The organism is Pedobacter sp. MR2016-19, assembly GCF_014947265.1.
Lineage (GTDB): Bacteria > Bacteroidota > Bacteroidia > Sphingobacteriales > Sphingobacteriaceae > Pedobacter.
Map to the genome: position 1 here is coordinate 405,803 of NZ_JADCNK010000001.1, position 18,032 is coordinate 423,834.

The 18,032-nt window shown below is 38.4% G+C and carries 13 protein-coding genes; 7 read left to right on the top strand and 6 right to left on the bottom strand.

The window, feature by feature from the left end:
* Positions 1-311 precede the first annotated feature (311 nt).
* On the top strand, positions 312-1,817 hold the full coding sequence (locus IM793_RS01730; protein WP_193419446.1) for a family 16 glycosylhydrolase: 1,506 nt from the start codon (positions 312-314) through the stop codon (positions 1,815-1,817).
* Between the two features lie 106 nt (positions 1,818-1,923).
* Positions 1,924-4,296, top strand: a complete 2,373-nt coding sequence (locus tag IM793_RS01735) for a phosphocholine-specific phospholipase C (protein ID WP_193419447.1) — start codon at positions 1,924-1,926, stop codon at positions 4,294-4,296.
* A 717-nt stretch (positions 4,297-5,013) separates the two neighbouring features.
* On the opposite strand, the gene IM793_RS01740 is transcribed toward IM793_RS01735, so the two are convergent.
* Together IM793_RS01740 and IM793_RS01745 are read right to left on the bottom strand one after the other, a co-directional pair.
* The gene (locus IM793_RS01740) at positions 5,014-5,583 is read right to left on the bottom strand and encodes a DUF2911 domain-containing protein (RefSeq protein ID WP_193419448.1); all 570 of its coding nucleotides are present in this window, start codon (positions 5,581-5,583) and stop codon (positions 5,014-5,016) included.
* 132 nt (positions 5,584-5,715) lie between these two features.
* Positions 5,716-5,901, bottom strand: a complete 186-nt coding sequence (locus IM793_RS01745) for a hypothetical protein (protein ID WP_025141696.1) — start codon at positions 5,899-5,901, stop codon at positions 5,716-5,718.
* A gap of 419 nt (positions 5,902-6,320) precedes the next feature.
* On the opposite strand from IM793_RS01745, the gene IM793_RS01750 reads away from it, so the two are divergent.
* The 5 genes from IM793_RS01750 (at position 6,321) to IM793_RS01770 (ending at position 13,713) form a co-directional block, all read left to right on the top strand.
* Positions 6,321-6,947, top strand: coding sequence for a TetR/AcrR family transcriptional regulator (locus IM793_RS01750; protein WP_193419449.1), 627 nt, complete (start codon positions 6,321-6,323; stop codon positions 6,945-6,947).
* Positions 6,944-8,263 carry a TolC family protein gene (locus IM793_RS01755; RefSeq protein ID WP_193419450.1) on the top strand — a complete coding sequence of 440 codons (1,320 nt, stop codon included), beginning with the start codon at positions 6,944-6,946 and terminating at the stop codon, positions 8,261-8,263. Before IM793_RS01750 ends, IM793_RS01755 begins: the two co-directional genes overlap by 4 nt.
* Before the next feature lie 8 nt (positions 8,264-8,271).
* A complete protein-coding gene (locus tag IM793_RS01760; protein WP_193419451.1) occupies positions 8,272-9,309 on the top strand; it encodes an HlyD family secretion protein in 1,038 nt (345 codons plus the stop codon).
* 8 nt (positions 9,310-9,317) lie between these two features.
* The gene (locus tag IM793_RS01765) at positions 9,318-10,865 is read left to right on the top strand and encodes a DHA2 family efflux MFS transporter permease subunit (protein WP_193419452.1); all 1,548 of its coding nucleotides are present in this window, start codon (positions 9,318-9,320) and stop codon (positions 10,863-10,865) included.
* 262 nt (positions 10,866-11,127) lie between these two features.
* Entirely contained in the window at positions 11,128-13,713 is a 2,586-nt protein-coding gene (locus tag IM793_RS01770; RefSeq protein ID WP_193419453.1) for a phosphoenolpyruvate carboxylase, read from the top strand.
* 332 nt (positions 13,714-14,045) lie between these two features.
* Here IM793_RS01770 and IM793_RS01775 read toward each other — a convergent pair whose 3' ends face one another.
* The 4 genes from IM793_RS01775 to IM793_RS01790 form a co-directional block, all read right to left on the bottom strand.
* A complete protein-coding gene (locus tag IM793_RS01775) occupies positions 14,046-14,294 on the bottom strand; it encodes a hypothetical protein (protein WP_193419454.1) in 249 nt (82 codons plus the stop codon).
* Positions 14,294-14,602 (bottom strand): co-chaperone YbbN, encoded by a 309-nt coding sequence (locus IM793_RS01780; RefSeq protein WP_025141703.1) that lies wholly within the window; start codon positions 14,600-14,602, stop codon positions 14,294-14,296. Before IM793_RS01780 ends, IM793_RS01775 begins: the two co-directional genes overlap by 1 nt.
* A gap of 14 nt (positions 14,603-14,616) precedes the next feature.
* Positions 14,617-15,249 (bottom strand): peroxiredoxin, encoded by a 633-nt coding sequence (locus IM793_RS01785; protein WP_025141704.1) that lies wholly within the window; start codon positions 15,247-15,249, stop codon positions 14,617-14,619.
* A 282-nt stretch (positions 15,250-15,531) separates the two neighbouring features.
* A complete protein-coding gene (locus tag IM793_RS01790) occupies positions 15,532-17,916 on the bottom strand; it encodes a prolyl oligopeptidase family serine peptidase (protein ID WP_193419455.1) in 2,385 nt (794 codons plus the stop codon).
* Positions 17,917-18,032 lie beyond the last annotated feature (116 nt).

Consider the following 18,032-nt stretch of genomic DNA (forward strand, 5'->3'; position numbering starts at 1 on the left):
TACCGATGATTGAGATGTTATTTTTTATTCTTTGGAAAACAGCGGGAAGTGTTTCATAGCTGTTTTCAGTCCCGCTTTTTGCTGCAACAAAAGCAGAAAAAGCTTTTGGTTTCCGCTTCAATCGGGTTTATTTAACAAAGTATAAAGCCAATGGCCAGATGCACACACTGTGTTTATCTCTGTGCATCTGTGGTTGAAAATATTAATTTAAAATCTTTATCTTGTTTTTATTAATACAAAGGTTACATAGATTTTAAATTAGTGTTCTGATAAAAATCTACTTTTGATTTTTTGTATAATCATACCAAAACATGAAACGAGTACTTATTTCTGCACTGATGTTGTTCATTTTTACTGCTTCTTTTGCTCAAAAATTTAACTGGAATAAAAACCAGGTAATTGCACACCGTGGCGCCTGGAAGAAAAATAATTTTCCTCAAAATTCCATCGCTTCTTTAAATGAAGCCGTAAAACTGGGCTGTTATGGCTCAGAATTCGATGTATGGATGACGGCGGACGGTGTTTTGGTAATTAACCACGATCCGGAATTTCAGGGTTTAACGATTGAAAAAGTTAGTTATAATGAACTATTGACCAAAACGATGAGCAATGGTGAGAAAATTCCAACGCTTGAAGCTTATCTATTAGAAGGTAAAAAGCAGAAAAGTACCAAACTGATTTTAGAGATCAAACCATCGCTCATCAGCAAAGAACGCGGTATTGATGTCACCAGTAAATCCGTAGAAATGGTACAGAAGTTAAAAGTAACCGATTGGGTTGAATACATCAGTTTTGATTACGATTACTGCAAGCGCGTTTTAGCATTATTACCAAAAGCAAAAGTGGCTTATTTGAGGGGAGAAATAAGTGCTGAGCAGATGAAAGCCGATAAATTAACAGGTGTTGATTATCATTATAGCGTTTATCAAAAGGATAACTGGATCGAAAATGCACAAAAACTAGGTTTAACCGTAAACGCCTGGACGGTAAATGCAGTACCCGAAATGCAGTGGCTTTTAGCCCATAAGGTAGATTACATTACGACTAACGAGCCTGAACTACTTTTCGAAGAGATTAAAAAAACTCCGGTTGCTCAGGGCTGGAAACTAAAATGGGCAGATGAATTTAATGATGCCGGATTGCCTTTAAGCAAAAACTGGAGTTATGATGTTGGTGGAAAAGGCTGGGGCAATAACGAGCTTCAATATTATACCGATGCCGATAGTGCAAATGCAATTGTAAAAAAAGGCAGTCTGAATATTACTGCAGTAAAAGCAGAAAAAGAAAGTAATCATTATACCTCAGCCAGATTGGTAACGAAAAATAAATTTGATTTTAAATACGGAAGGGTAGAAGTTCGTGCCATATTGCCCAAAGGCAGGGGCTTGTGGCCTGCAATATGGGCGCTTCCCACCGATTCGAAATATGGTAGCTGGCCAAAAAGTGGCGAAATTGATATCATGGAACATGTAGGCTACGATCCTGATAGCGTCCATGGAACAGTACATACTGAAAAATTTAACCACGTTATTAAAACACAGGTAGGCAAGGCTTTAAAAGTTAATAATCCTTATACGGAATATCATGTTTATGCGATAGAGTGGTTTGCAGATCATATCGATTTCTTTATTGACGATCAAAAATACCTCACTTTTAACAATACCAAGAAAGGATCTGGCGATTGGCCATTCGATCAAAACTTCCACTTAATTTTAAATGTAGCTGTTGGTGGTGGCTGGGGCGGAAAAAAAGGAGTAGATGATGCTGTTTTCCCTGCAGCAATGAAGGTTGATTATGTAAGAGTTTTTCAGAAGTAATGGTTTGTTAGTTCAATAGTCATAATTAAACTAACCAGAACTTCGGATTGATTAGCGCTATAAATTAACTGACCACTGAAAATCGCTAAGCTATATTGTGTAATTTATGGACTCACGTAGAGAATTTTTAAAAAAAGCGGCCTTGTTTGCCGGAGCCGCTGGCATGGCCAATACCTTACCCAGTTCGGTGCTAAAAGCTATGTCCATTAATCCAGAGCCTGGCAGTACATTTTACGATGCCGAACACATTGTTTTCCTGATGCAGGAAAACAGGTCCTTTGATCACATGTTTGGTAAAATGAAGGGTGTACGCGGATTTAACGATCCCCATCCACACATTCAGCCTGATGGAAATAAAGTTTGGCTGCAAAAAGACGGGCAGGGCTATACGTACGCGCCCTTTCATGTGGATATTAACAAAACAAAAATTACCTGGCAGGGTGGTTTACCCCACTCATGGAATGACCAGGTGGCAGCTCGGAACGGCGGACGTTACGATAAATGGCTGCCTGTTAAAAGCCCAATGACGCTGGCTTATTACGATCGGAATGATATTCCTTTTTATTATGCTATGGCCGATGCCTTTACGATATGTGATCAGCATTTTTGCTCATCGTTAACCGGAACTACGCCAAACAGATTATTCTTTTTTACAGGAACCGTTCGTGGAGAAAAAAATGCAAATCAGATTGCGGTAGTTAATAACGATCAGGCTGAATCGCAAAATAATGTATTTGTAGACTGGCCAACTTTTCAGGAAACATTAGAAGATAATGGTATTGATTGGCGCATTTACCAAAACGAACTGTGGACCTCCAAACTTCCGGAAGGCGAAATAGACGATTGGTTGGGAAATTACGGTGATAATCCCGTTGAATACATCAGCAGGCACAATGTTAAATTATCAGCTTATTTTAGAAAAAATGGCGATAATACGGTTAAACCGGCATTATCTGCTAAAGAAGTTCAGGAGAAATACGATAAATTATCTCAAAAGGAAAAAAATCTGATCGATAAAGCTTTTACCACCAATACTTCTCAAAACGATTACTTAGAACTTGAACCTTTCACGTTTAAAAACGATCAAGGCCAATCAGAAACTATAAATGTTCCGAAAGGAGATATTTTTCACCAGTTCAGAAAGGACGTAGATAGTGGAAAATTACCAACGGTTTCATGGTTAGTTGCACCTCAACGTTTTTCAGATCATACGAGTTCGCCTTTGTATGGAACATGGTATGTAAGTGAGGCTTTGGATATTTTAACTAAAAACCCTGAGGTTTGGAAAAAAACAATTTTTGTTTTAACCTATGATGAAAATGACGGCTATTTCGATCACCAGCCACCTTTTGTCGTTCCAAATCCAGATGATTCAACCGGAGGAAAGGTATCTGAAGGAATCAATTATGCCACCGATTTTGAAATAAGAAAAGGAAGTCCGATAGGCTTGGGTTACCGTGTACCTTTGGTCATTGCCTCACCATGGAGTAAGGGTGGTTTCGTCAACTCGCAGATTTTCGACCATACTTCATCATTAATGTTTATGGAAAAATGGCTGGCTAAAAAAACAGGCAAAACCATTAAAAGTAATAATATAAGTGATTGGAGAAGGAATGTCTGCGGCGATTTAACCTCAGTGTTTAGGCCGTATCATGGAGAAGAAATCAAATCTCCCGAACCCCTAAAACGCGATGTTGTGGTAACCAATATCGGAAATGCAAAAAATAAGCCTGCCCAGGTTGGCCCTACTGCACTCAATAAAACTGAAATTGCAAAAATAAATAAATTCGAAGGCTTTTCTGCTGAAACATCTAATCATGCTCCTAAGCAGGAGAATGGAACGAAACATGCCTGTGCTTTGCCTTATCATTTAACGGTTGATGCAAATTTGATTAACAATGAGATCGTACTTACTTTTCAGTCGGTAAAAACCTTGTTCGGTAGTGAAACAGAAACTGTTGGTGCGCCTTTCAATATGAATACCATTGCTAAATTTAAAGGTGTTGCAGGCAAAACATGGGCCTATGCCGTAAAAGCTGGCGACGTGTTAAAAGACAGCATTAAACTGGATGATTTTGATAATGAAATTTATGATCTTACAGTAAGTGGTCCGAATGGTTTTTACAGGAATTTCATAGGCAGCAAAAAAAATCCATCTGTTGTTGTTAAAGTATATCCAGAGCAAGGTGGTTTGGTAAGCAAAAAACTTACGGGTAACCTGGTTTTTGCTATTGAGAACAAAGGCGCCAGCCTGGTAACACTACAAATTGTAGATAATAAATACAAATCGGGAAGTAAAACAGTAACTATCAAGGCTAAATCAAGTATAAAGATCTCGTTTAATCTGGCTAAAAACGCCAATTGGTACGATTTCAGCATTGTGCAGCCTGGTAATGTAACATTTAAGCACCGTTATGCTGGTAAAATAGAAACCGGAGAAATCACCAAAACCGACCCGTATATGGGCAATGCACTATAAAAATCCCAAAAGCTATCGTTCGTACATATCTTTTTGCGTTTAATTTTTTAGGCATTTAGCTAGCTTCCTCAAATAACACATTGTTTTAACCGAAGAACGCCGTCAATCCCAAGGGCCGGAGAAATCAAAAAAACAGGTACAGAATAGAACAAATAGCATTGCCAAACCTAAAACGCAGTGGTTTTGTGTTCATAAACGCTAATTTAAGTTTTAAAGAAGTATTGAACACAAAACGAAGTGCCACTGTTTTTTTGATGTGTAAAGGATTGTGTAAAAGGCCCATTGCTGGATTGACAGAGCGCTTTGGGTACTTTGGCGCTCCAAAGTACCATGCCACCGCGGCATAGAGCGGAAAAAAAATCAACATTTGTCTCCAAACTATAGTTTTTAAGTTCAAAGTTTGTTATTTGCATGAAAGATGCTGAAATAAATTCAGCATGACGATCGCCAAGGAATATGTGCTAAAACAAATACTAGTTAATTTAGATGTGTCCACACAATAGCTTAAAAAGGGGATGGCTTTTGAAAGAAACTATGTTTATTTGTATGGTATGCAGAGTAAACCGTCGATATATCAGGAAGCTATAATCTTGCTAATTACCTCCTTAAGCGATAACTAATTTTTATACCTGCTACTGGTGATTGTAGAGATAAAAAACGATTCAAATAAAAAAGTCCCGGCAACAACCGGGACTTATATTTTTATTTATTTTTAACTTAAAAATTAATCGGCAATTCTACCTGCGTTCTGTCCCAGCCAATAACCAGATGAGCACCTCCATTAACCTCAATAAAGGTTAACGAGAAATATTCGATCGGTTTAGCCAGGGTTTTTACCGGAACATTTACACGAACAATATCTTTAGCTTGATCGTAGGTAAAAGCACCCCATTTATCGGTTTCACTATTTACAATAATAGTCCAGGTATCTTTGTTAGGAATAGCGAATAGGCTATAGGTACCTGCTTTGATTTTCTTGCCGCCAATGCTTACTTTTTTGAAGAAACGAACTTCTGTACTTTCGTTCGCGCCAAAACGCCAAACATTACCATATTGTTCTAAAACGCCAAAAATATCACGTCCTTTCTTTTGTGGGCGCGAGTAAACAATCTTTATAATCGGTTTTGTTGGATCTCCGGCTTTTGCCTTTGGGACATTAAGCGGAAAATAAACAATGTCTGCAGGACTTGGGTCTGCAGCAGGAAATTTTACTTCAGCGGGAGAGGCTTGTTGGGCCCTGGCGCTAAAACAAAAAAGAGCGAAAACAACAATGAAGATATTTTTCATTTGTAGGTTTTTGTTTTCAGTTGCGATGAGCATTCATGATTTTACAGTCATTTGTAAAATCATAACGGTCTCATTTGCTGTTGGATTAATTTTAAATCCTTAAAAGAATCTAGTTGTATAAGGGGCTAAAAACTAGTATTTTCTTCCTTTTACGATAGCGTTTAAAAATAAGCCTGCTGTTAACAAACCTAAAACACCACCTAATAAAGCGAAAATATAGTTTTGCGTAATGATTGCTCCAGTTAGAACTCCGAAGAATAAACCTAAAGCATAATATAACCAGTTGAAATTATTGCTGCTGTTCTCTTGTACACTCATGTTTTCTGTTATTTGGAGGCAAAGTTAGTATTTATTTTAAATTTTAATTTGTCATTATGTCTAAATTATAATTAATTATCAATTCCAGCCCATCTGTAATCAATATCTCTCTTCTGACGGCTCTCACCCTAATCCGGTAGCTATCGGATTTATGACAGAATCCATTAACACGGCCGTCATTCCCGCGCAGGCGGGAATCTTAAAGCACTTGCATTACGATTCCCAATCGAGTTGGGAATGACGATCTCGTGCAGCCTGCCAGGGTTACGAAGATCACATCTAGTAAAAGAGCTTATTTCATTGCCTAGCGTGATTATTTTATTCTAATAATTAGGGTTTTATCAAGAGAATGTAAAAGAAGTAGGTAAACATTTGGAAGTTAATCAATCGTTTGATTAATTTTGTGCCGTTAAAAAGAAATGAAAACAGAAAAAGTAGATAAAAGACAGGCCATTCTTGAGGCAGCTGAAAAGCTGTTTTGCGAGACGGGGTACGAAGGTACTTCCACCCGCCAGATTGCTAAGGAATCTGGAGCGAACATGGCGATGATAAATTATTATTTCGGTTCTAAAGAAGGGGTTTTTGTGGAGATTATGAACGAGCGTATTGCTGGTTTTACTTCTCAGTTAAAAATCATCAATGAAGATAAGATTTCGGCATTAGAAAAATTGCACAAGGTTATAGAGGGCTATGTAAATAGGATATTGAATAACACCGCATTTCATAAAATGATGCACAGAGAATTGTCTTTAACCCAAAGGCCAGAAATGTATGATAAGATTAAGGATGCCATGAGCCACAACATGCAGATTATCGATCGAATTATCACAGATGGGATTGAAGATGGCAGCTTTAACAAGGTAGATGTACGGATGGTGATCGCTACCATTATGGGCACTATAACCAATATTGTTATTTCCCCCCATAAGGTAATGTCATGTTCAAACTTCGACCTGAACAACCCGAAAGACAAAAAAATTATTAAAGACAGGGCGGTTGCCCACTTACAAGATCTAACAACAGTTTATTTAACAACAAAAAGATGATACCCAAATCGATTAGATTAATGCTTGTGGCATCATTAATTCCGGCAGCTTTATTTGCACAGAGCAGCAAGGAATTAAATATCAACCAGGCAATAGAACTTGGCATAGCCAATAGTAAAAACTTAAAACTTTCTCAGAACAAAATTGATCAGGCTGTTGCAAAGTTGGAGGTAGTTAAAGACAATGCTTTACCAACCGGAAATGCAAGTTTTATATACAACCACGCTGAAATCCCTACCACTACTTTTACTTTACCAGGTAGCGAATCTTCTCTTCGCCTGCCTAAAAGAGCCGATGCTTTTGTCGGAACTGCTGCAGTACAGGAACTCGTTTACGGTGGTGGTAAATTAAAATATGCAAAAGAATCGACCAAATTATTGGCAGAGGTTGCACGTTTGGATGCCGATAAGAGTAAGGAAGAGATCACTTACGCAGTTATCAATACCTACTATTCTTTATATAAGGTTTTACAGAGTAGAAAAGTGGTTGATCAGAATTTAGAATCAATTGCTGCACAAATTAAACAGGCACAACGTTTCTTCGAGCAGGGCATTGTAACCAAAAATGATGTGTTGCGTTTTCAATTGCAGCAGGCAAACGTGACGTTAACCCAAATGGACATCGAGAGCAACCGTAAAGTAATCAACTATAATTTAGATATTCTTTTAGGTTTACCAGAAGATACCGAAGTTATAACTGTTGACCCAACCTTAGGCTTAAAAACACCGGGTTCGTTAAATGAATACATCGGTCAGGCTTTCGCTAACCGTCAGGAATTAAAACAACTTGATATTCAGAACAAAGTGGCCGATTTTAACATCAAAACCATTAAGGCAAATACTTTACCTACCGTTGGAGTTGGTGCAAACCTTTATTACATTAACCCAAGCGGTAACTTTATTCCGCCGGCAAACCAATATTTAATGCCGATTACTTTAGGTGCAACGGTTTCCTGGAATTTCGGAAACCTTTGGACCAATAAAAATAAAGTAAGCCAGGCAAAAATTGAACAAAGCGAAATTACTATTCAGAAGGATATTTTATCTGATCAGGTAAAAACCGACATCAACAAAAACTTTCAAAATTACCAGGTGGCCATGAACAAAATCCAGGTTTTGGAAACGTCAATTGCACAGGCTACCGAAAACGATAAATTATTGGCATCGAAATATAAAAACAATGTGGCTTCGGTTACCGACCGCATTGATGCTGAAACCTTATTATATCAGGCAAAAATAAACTTGGAGATAGCTAAGGCAGATGCAGGTTTGGCTTACTATACCTTATTAAAATCAACAGGAAAAATAACGCAATAAATACAGCAATGACAACTGAAAAGAAAAAAAAGAACATAGTAGTACCCATCATTTTAGGTGTTTTACTAGTAATAGGTGTAATCTTCGGGATTATAGAATGGAATTATTATAGCAAACACGTAGATACGGATGATGCTCAGATTGATGGTGATATCAGTCCTGTTGTTGCGCGTGTTGGTGGTTATGTTAAAGACATTAATTTCGAAGAAAATACACATGTAACCGAAGGACAGATCTTGGTAAAACTTGACGATAACGATTACAAAGTGAAATTAGAGCAGGCACAATCTGGCCAAAAAGGAGCGAGTGCAGGTGTAGGAGTAGCGCAATCGCAAATTATCGCAACTCAGGCAAATACCAGTACTGCAAAAGCAAACGTAGCTGCGGCAAGGGTTAAATTAAACCTGGCCAATAAGGATTACGAACGTTATGCAAACCTTGTAAAAGACGGATCTATTACCCAACAAGCTTTCGATCAGGCTAAAGCCTCAAAAGAATCTGCGCAGGCAGCTTATCAGGCAGCAACTGATCAATACAATGCTGCGGTTAAACAAGTTGGTACTACACAATCACAATTGGCTGTAAGCAGCAATGTAATCAGCCAACGCCAGAGTGATATCGATTTTGCTAAACTTCAATTATCTTATACGGATATCAAAGCACCGGCTACAGGTATTGTTTCTAAAAAGAATGTTCAAAAAGGACAATTGGTTCAAGCTGGTCAGTCTTTATTCTCTGTCGTAAACGACGGAAGTATTTATGTAACTGCGAACTTTAAAGAAACCCAACTGGAGAAAATCAAAGAAGGCTCTAAAGTAGAAATCGAAGTTGATGCCTATCCAAATGAAAAAATTGAAGGTGAAGTGTATAATTTCTCTCCAATTACCGGAGCAAAAGGATCTTTATTGCCTCCTGATAATGCTACCGGGAACTTCGTTAAAGTTGTTCAACGTATTCCGGTAAAAATCAAAATCCATCCATCAAAAGAACTGTTGGCTAAATTACGTCCAGGAATGAGCGTTAAAGCTTCTGTTTCTACTAACTAATTACTATAATGGCCGAAGTAGGTTTAAAAAAGTGGATTATTACGTTTACGGTTATCACAGCGTCTCTTTTGGAGCTGATTGATACAACCATCGTAAATGTAGCAATTCCTCAAATACAGGGAAACCTGGGCGCAACTCTCGAGGATGTGGCCTGGTTATCTACTGGCTACGCCGTTGCGAACGTAATCATCTTGCCAATGTCTGGATGGTTAGGAAGTCGTTTCGGGCGTAAAAATTATTTCTTAACCTCCATCATCGTTTTTACACTCGTTTCATTTTTGTGCGGTAACGCAACATCATTAAATGAGCTGATTTTATTCAGGATTATTCAGGGATTGGCCGGTGGTGGATTAATATCAACAGCACAAGCCATTTTAATTGAAACCTGGCCGCGTGAAGATGTGGGTATTGCAACAGCTCTATTTGGTTTAGGTGCGGTTGTGGGACCAACAGTTGGGCCAACAATTGGTGGTTATATCTTAGAAATAGCAGATTGGCCCTGGATTTTTTATGTGAATATTCCCGTCGGGATACTCGCCGCGTACTGTACCATAACCTTTATTCGAGAGACGCCCAAGGACGGGCAGGGAAAACCAGTCGATTGGTGGGGTATTGCATTATTAGCTATCGCGGTTGGAAGTTTACAAACCTTGTTAGAAAAAGGAGAAAGCGAAGATTGGTTCTCTACACCATATATCGTGGCATTAGCTATAGCATCTGTTTTTGGTTTGCTTTTGTTTATTTGGAGAGAAACAACAACAGAATTTCCTATCGTTAATCTTAAGATTATGAAAAAGAGAAGTTTCTCAATTGGGATGTTTACTTCCTTTATTTTAGGATTTGGATTGTACGGTTCGGTATTCGTTTTTCCGGTTTTTGCGCAAAATCTTTTAGGTTTTACGCCTTTGCAAACAGGAAAGCTATTTATTGCAGGAGGTATTTGTACCATTTCGATGATGCCGTTTATTGGTATTATGCTTAAAAAGGGCGTACCAGCACAATTTATGGCAACAGGAGGGATGTTTTTATTCTTTGTTTTCTGTTGGATGTTGAGCAAGTCTACATTAGCTTCCGGAACAGGAGATTTCTTTTGGCCGCTGGTAATTAGAGGATTTGGAATGGCGCTGCTATTTGTTCCGCTAACAACTTTAGCAATGCAAGATTTAAATGGACCAGAAATTGGACAAGGTTCCGGATTAAACAATATGAGCAGACAGCTGGGCGGTTCTTTTGGTATCGCAGCTTTAACAACACTAATTCACATACGTGCGGGTTTCCATAGAAGTAATTTGTTAACCAACATTAACGAATACAATCCTGCATTTACTCAAAAACTAAATGGTCTGGTTCATACTTTTATGGCTAAAGGTTCATCATTTGTAGACGCAAAACTAATGGCGATGAAAGCAATTGAAGGTTCGGTAATTAAACAAACCATGCTGCTTACTTATAACGATGCTTATTGGGTTGCAGGATTGATTATGTTATTCTCTATACCTTTATTATACCTTCAGAAATTTAAGAAAAATGCAAACATTGTTACAGATGCGCATTAAAATTTGCAAAGAAATGCCTTAAATAATGGCAAAAAATAAAAACAGCCGGTGTGTTTTATTACATCGGCTGTTTTAACCCAAAAAATTAACAATCAATGCAATGCCCTTAAACATTGCAAATGTTCTTACTTAACCACATCGTGGCCAAATAAGATTTTAAAATTAAAATTTATTCTACAATTTTCCAAATTGTAAGCAATAGAATTTTAATACCTTATGCATTTTTTGTAGTATTACGCTATACAAAAATATTGCCTAAGCTATGCCCAAACTTCGTTTAACAACGCAACGTGAATCTATTTTTAACAATGAGGTAATCTCAAAATTCGAACTGTTTAACAGTTTATTTCTCACCTTGCCTTTTTACAAAATTAAGGATACCGGAACACTGCTTCCCCTTTTCTTTAAAAGCTGTGAAGAAGGAATTGCGAACGGAGAAAAACCTGCACAGATTATCGAAGAATTTTTTGCCAAGTACACCAGTTATACCGAGCGTAAAGATATTGTTGACCTTCTTTTTCGGTTTATCCAGTATATAGAGCGTCAGGTAGTGCTTTTTGATGCTGTTGAAGATGCTTCTTTTACCAAGTTAAATACCACTGATGAGCAGAGTACACTGGCCTTTATTTTAAAAAAGAATGCCGATAATAAACCTGCATTGGCCAAAATTGAAAAACTGATAGATGAGCTTTCGCTCCGTTTGGTTTTAACGGCACACCCTACCCAGTTTTATCCGGGCAGCGTTTTGGCCATCATTACTGATTTAACCAAGGCCATCAGGGATAACGACATCACCGCTATGAACTCGCTTTTACAACAGCTGGGTAAAACACCGTTTTTTAATAAAAAATCGCCAACACCTGTCGATGAAGCATTAAACCTGGCCTGGTTCCTCGAAAATACTTTTTATTTTGCTGCGGCAAATATTCAGGAAGAAATAGATCAGAACCTGGATGAATACAATCTCGAAACCAAGAAAATTTTAGAACTCGGTTTCTGGCCGGGAGGTGATAGGGATGGAAATCCGAATATCCATGCCGATACCACTTTGGCGGTTTCTAAAATGTTGCGACAGATCCTTTTCCGCTGTTACTACCGTGATTTTAGGGTAATTAAACGCCGCATTACTTTTAGGGGAGTCGAAGAAAATATTGCAAAACTGCATGATGTGCTTTATCAAAATGCTTTTGATCAAACCTGCGAACTTCATGATATTTCTGATGAATTAAGGGACAATCTGAATAAAATTAAAGAAACCTTATTGGCGGAACATGAAGGCTTATTTGTTGACCTGGTTAACGACCTGATTCGTAAGATAGATCTATATGGTAACTATTTTGCTTCTTTGGATATCCGTCAGGATAGCCGCGTGCTGAGAAGCGTACATGCTTACTGCCGCGAAAATAAACCGATTTCTTCATTATATCCTGCTGATTACGATAAATTATCAGAAGCTGAAAAACTAAACCTGATTTCTTTTAAAGAAGCAACAGTTGTTTATGCAAGCGAGCCTGATGCTTTAATTGAGGATACCATTGAGGTAATTAAAGAAATAAAGGGAATTCAAAAACGCAATGGCGAAAAAGCTTGTCATCGTTTTATTATCAGCAATTGCCAGCAGGCCAGCGATATTTTACAGTTGATCGAACTTTTCCTATGGAACGGTTGGAGCAAAGAATCATTAACGATTGATTTTGTGCCGCTTTTTGAAACCGTTAACGATTTAAAAGGTGCTGCTGCCATTATGGACACCTTGTATAGCAATCCTTTTTATAAAGCGCATTTAGCGAGCCGTGGCAATAAACAGGATATTATGCTGGGGTATTCTGACAGTACCAAAGATGGAGGTTATTTAATGGCCAACTGGTCTATTTTTAACGGAAAAACCTCATTGTCGGCTATTTCTGCTAAACACAATATTCAATTGGCATTTTTCGATGGTCGTGGCGGACCTCCTGCACGTGGTGGTGGTAAAACACACCGTTTTTATGCCTCAATGGGTAAAGAAATTGCGAACAAAAATATGCAGTTGACCGTTCAGGGTCAAACCATCAGTTCTCAGTATGGTTCGGTAGAAAGTGCTGAATTTAACATTGAACAATTGATCAATGCTGGATTAACCTCCGGACTAAAGGAAAAACATAACATTCTTTTAGATCCTGAAAATAAGGCCCTGCTTGATGAAATGGCCGAAGAAAGTTATAAAGCTTTTGTCGACTTACGTGAGCACCCATTATTTGTGAGTTATTTAGAGAAATTATCCCCTTTAAAACTTTTATCTCAGGCTAATATCAGCAGTCGCCCGGTAAAAAGAAACGGCGGCGGCGAAATGAAACTCGAAGATTTAAGGGCCATTAGTTTTGTAACGGCCTGGAGTATGCTGAAACAAAACGTTCCAGGTTTTTATGGAATGGGAACAGCTTTGAGAACTCAGGAAAAGGCAGGTAATTGGGATAAAGTGGTTAAGGTTTATCAGGATTCTGATTACCTGAAAACCATTGTAGATAACTGTATGATGAGCATGAGCAAATCAGACTTTGTAATTACGGCCCATTTGGCCAACGATAAAGAGTTTGGTGCTTTTTGGACTCAATTACATGATGAGTTTAAGTTAACTAAAGAGATGCTCTTAAAACTCTCAGGACAACCGACTTTAATGGCTAATTATCCTGTAGATAAAAAATCGATTGCCACCCGTGAGAAGATTATCCTGCCACTAGTATTGATCCAGCATTTTGCTTTAGAAAAACTACAGCACGATCAAAACGAGAAAGATCAGCATGCTCTAGAAAAGCTTGCCGTTAGAACCGTTTTTGGTATTGTAAATGCGGGTAGGAATTTAGCTTAGTGATGTACAAACCTCGCAGGTTTCAAAAACCTGCGAGGTTTAAAAATATAACGTTCAAGGTCTGTGTCCTCACAGACCTTTTTTAATTCCAATTTGTCATTCTGAACGCAGTGAAGAATCTTTTGCATAGTAGCAGGCACTAAAATTAATCGCTTATAGTTGATCCTTTAGTTCTTCGGCTGCAGATTCTTCACTACGTTCAGAATGACAAAACTATAAAGATTGCTTCGTCGTTCCTCCTCGCAATGACGAAATAAACAAAAATCCCCTGCAGATTTTTCATCTACAAGGGATTTTATATTTCGAAAAAGCCAGATTAAGCTTTAAGACGATTATCGATCAATCGAACCCATCACTTTTTGGCCGAAAGCATTTAATGCGTCCTTTTCTGCTGTACCTTCTCTTACCATCTGGTGTACTTCAAGCGCACCGCAAATGTTGGTAATCATTTCGCCTGCAACATCAACCTCATGCTCACTAACGCCTCTAAACTCGCAGAAAGCTTCTAAAACCTCCAAAGTGGTCTCCAGTTGTGCCGGAGTGGTGTTTTGAAATAACTGTCTTATAACCGGAATCTTCATTACTTTATCTTGTTAAATAGTTCAATTAAACCTTCTGCCTTGTTGGTTTGCACCTGATCTACCAAGCTACCACCTTCAAAAGCTGCAAAAGTTGGTAAATTATCAACGTTTGCAAATTTACGTGAGTTTGGAAGTTTTTCGGCATCAACAATCAAGAAAGCTACATCTTCATTTTCTGAAGCCAGTTTTTTAAACTTAGGCTTCATGATTCTGCAGTTTCCGCACCAGGATGCAGCATACTGAACCATCACCTTTGAGTTATCGGCCAGGTACTGTTGAAGATTATCTTCTGTTAATTCTAAAAACATAACGTTTTGTTTAATTAGTTAGCGGCTAAATATTCAGCTACGCCAGTTCTGTTTGCGTTCATTGCTTCTTTTCCTTCTTCCCAGTTTGCAGGACAAACTTCGCCGTGTTTCTGAACGTGAGCATAAGCATCAATTAAGCGTAAATATTCTTTAACGTTTCTACCTAGTGGCATATCGTTAACACTTTCGTGGAAAACTTTACCGGTTTCGTCGATTAAGTAAGTAGCTCTGAAACTTACGTTAGAACCTGAAAAAGATTCGTTTCCTTCTTCGTCGTAGTTTACTTCCTGATCTAAAATATCTAAGATACCTGATAATTGTCTGTGGGTATCCGCTAAAATTGGGTAAGTAACACCTTCAATACCACCATTATCTTTTGGGGTATTTAACCATGCGAAGTGAACTTCGTTGGTATCGCAAGATGCACCGATTACGATTGTATTTCTTTTTTCAAACTCAGGTAAAGCAGCTTGGAAAGCATGTAATTCTGTAGGGCAAACGAAAGTAAAATCTTTTGGATACCAGAATAATAACACTTTACTATTTTTGTTTACAGCTTCTTCAAATACATTGATTTTCAAGTCATCACCCATGTCTGACATTGCATCAATACTAACACTCGGGAATTTTTTACCTACTATTGCCATAATTTTTTGTCTTTAATTTTGTTGGTACAAAGGTAAGGCTAAAAGAGGTGTCAATCAACCCCGATCTACTAATAGTTAATTGTATTTATTGATAACGATATAGATGAAAACTATATTGTTTATAAGAAGTATAGCGGGGTTCTATTTTTTATAAAATGTCCGTCATCTCGACTGAAACGCAGTGGAATGGAGAGATCCATCTTGATAGATTTAGCTTCGCTGAGCACTTCGTGGTTCTCGGCTACGCTTCTCTTCGCTCGAAATGACGGTCGGAATGGGAGGTTACTTCTTCAACGTATTCTCATACAGCTTAAATATCCTTTTATACTCATCTGTCCAGCTGCTTGGCTCGATAAAACCATGGTCCTCTACCGGATAAACGGCAAGTTCCCAATTGTTTTTACCCAGTTCTATAAAACGCTGTGTAATCCGCACAATATCCTGAAAATGCACATTCACGTCCACCATGCCGTGTGCCATTAAAAGGTTCCCTTTTAATTTGTCGGCAAAGTAAATCGGAGAACTTCTTTTATAGGCAATCGGATCGTTATAAGGTTCGTTTAAAATATTTGAGGTATAGCCATGGTTGTAATGTGCCCAATCGGTAACGGAACGCAAGGCAGCACCACTGGCAAAAACATCCGATTCGTTGAACATGGCCATCAGCGTGATAAAACCGCCATAAGAGCCACCATATAAACCCACATGTTGAGGATTAACACCATATTTCTCTACCAAAAACTTAACACCATCGGCCTGGTCAGTTAAATCTTTTCCACCCATGTGGCGGTAAATACCCGTACGGTGATCGCGGCCATAACCAGAACTTCCGGTATAATCAATATCGATTACGGTGTAACCATTGTCGGCCAGTAAATTGTTAAACATAAATTCGCGGAAGTAGGTACTCCAGCCAAAGTGTACATTCTGTAAATAACCTGCACCATGCACAAAAACTACCGCAGGGTGGTTAGGGTGGGGATTGTCTGATCTATAAACCCTTGCATAAACATCCGCGCCATAACGGTTTTTAAAAGTAACCATATCGGGTTGGCGCCATTTGTAAGAATTAAATTCGGCAGAAGTAGATTGCGTAACCTGTACGGCTTTAGCCCCCGCTTTATTTGGCTGGAGATATAGTTCTCCGGGTTTGTCCATGAAAGAATAATTGATGGCAACGTATTTCTCATCAGGGGAAAGGGTAATGTCATTTAAACCCTTCATGATAGTAATTTGAACAAGTTCACCGCCATTTACCCCAATTTTAAAGAAATTGGTAATGCCTGGGTGTTCTTTATTCGCTTTGATATAAAACGTATTTCTATCTTTCGATAACTGTACCGATTGTACTTCCCATTTGCCGGCAGTAAGTTGTTTTTTATCACCTGTAGCTACATTAACCACATAAAGGTGGGAATATCCTGTCGCTTCGCTTTGATAATAAAAGCGGTTATTATCGATCCAGCCTGTGCTGCCCTGGTAAAAACCACTAATGCCCGGGCCGCCAATCCATGCTTCGTCGCGCTGGCGGTCGACCAAAGAAAATTTTCCTGTTAAAGCGTCCAGCTTCAAAATCCATCGGTCTTTATTATCGGTAGAAGTAGCCACAACAATTGCAGAACTTCCATTATCATTCCAAAACGGACCAAAGAAATTTACAGGCCGGTCGGCATTTTTCTTTTTTAAGGTATCCAGTTCCTTTGGATAATCTTTCAGGTAATCAGGCAGGTCTTTTATACCGGTAATGGTTGACGTTTGGATCGCATAAACAGTATCGCGTTGCGTATCATAAATAAAACCCTGCGAGGTATTTTCATTTTCGCCAACTTTTGTTCTACCCGGAATATCTTCGGTATAACCTGATGAAGTAATATAATTCGGAACAATGGTATTATGGTTGTTTTGTGCCGGTGTAGTTAATTTATAAGTAATAAAATGTCCATCCGGGCTAATGATTACGCCGTTTAAGAACTTGTCTTCAGTATATAGTTCTTTTAAAGGCTTTGTATCTGCAGCGGTACTCCCAAAGCGGCCTCTTCCTACGCGTGAACCGTTTTTGGCTTCAGCATTTCGTTTTTTAATAATATCGAAGAGTTCGGTCTGTTGTGCTTTTAACCATTTATCCTGTTCGGTAGTAGGTTTGCTTTCTGCTCTTCCGGCTTTTTTACCTTTAACAAAATTGGTAAGCTGTTTGGTTTCTGCTGATTTTAAATCAACCACGAAAAGATTATCGCCCAGTTGGTAAACAACATTTCCATTGGTTAAAAAAACCGGACTGCTTTCCCGTTCCTGTGTGCTGGTTAAGCGCGTTTCCTTATTCGTTTTGAAGTTCTGTAAATAAATATCTCCGCTTTTTTCTGCCAAACCAAGGGAGCGATCGGCATTATAGGTGTAATTTAAGCTCAATAGTTTTTCATCTTCCTTTTCCACTGCTTTAACAGGCTTTGAAGAAGCAGCCGAAACTTTGAATAATTCTTCTTTGGCTTTATTTTCAGGGTTCCAGTTAAAATATAGGGTTTTGCTATCTGCTGTCCAGCGGAAATTGGTTGGCGAAATACCCATCCATTTTGGATCGCGCATAATTTTTTCGACAGTTAAAGGGGCCAATTGTTGCGCAAAATCATATTCGCCTGTACAAAGCAAAAGGAAAAGTAAATATTTCTTCATGAATTTTAGGTTTGGATGCAATTTAGGCAAAGCGTGACCTAATTTTAAAAGGAAATGGAAATGTTACAACCTCTGCCTAATGAATTAACCACAGATAAAAAGGATGAACACCGATA

Coding starts and splice junctions, on each gene's coding strand:
- IM793_RS01745 (WP_025141696.1), bottom strand. CDS start 5,901: ATGAGTGTACAAGAGAACAGCAGCAATAATTTCAACTGGTTATATTAT.
- IM793_RS01750 (WP_193419449.1), top strand. CDS start 6,321: ATGAAAACAGAAAAAGTAGATAAAAGACAGGCCATTCTTGAGGCAGCT.
- IM793_RS01785 (WP_025141704.1), bottom strand. CDS start 15,249: ATGGCAATAGTAGGTAAAAAATTCCCGAGTGTTAGTATTGATGCAATG.
- IM793_RS01730 (WP_193419446.1), top strand. CDS start 312: ATGAAACGAGTACTTATTTCTGCACTGATGTTGTTCATTTTTACTGCT.
- IM793_RS01755 (WP_193419450.1), top strand. CDS start 6,944: ATGATACCCAAATCGATTAGATTAATGCTTGTGGCATCATTAATTCCG.
- IM793_RS01765 (WP_193419452.1), top strand. CDS start 9,318: ATGGCCGAAGTAGGTTTAAAAAAGTGGATTATTACGTTTACGGTTATC.
- IM793_RS01775 (WP_193419454.1), bottom strand. CDS start 14,294: ATGAAGATTCCGGTTATAAGACAGTTATTTCAAAACACCACTCCGGCA.
- IM793_RS01780 (WP_025141703.1), bottom strand. CDS start 14,602: ATGTTTTTAGAATTAACAGAAGATAATCTTCAACAGTACCTGGCCGAT.
- IM793_RS01740 (WP_193419448.1), bottom strand. CDS start 5,583: ATGAAAAATATCTTCATTGTTGTTTTCGCTCTTTTTTGTTTTAGCGCC.
- IM793_RS01735 (WP_193419447.1), top strand. CDS start 1,924: ATGGACTCACGTAGAGAATTTTTAAAAAAAGCGGCCTTGTTTGCCGGA.
- IM793_RS01760 (WP_193419451.1), top strand. CDS start 8,272: ATGACAACTGAAAAGAAAAAAAAGAACATAGTAGTACCCATCATTTTA.
- IM793_RS01770 (WP_193419453.1), top strand. CDS start 11,128: ATGCCCAAACTTCGTTTAACAACGCAACGTGAATCTATTTTTAACAAT.
- IM793_RS01790 (WP_193419455.1), bottom strand. CDS start 17,916: ATGAAGAAATATTTACTTTTCCTTTTGCTTTGTACAGGCGAATATGAT.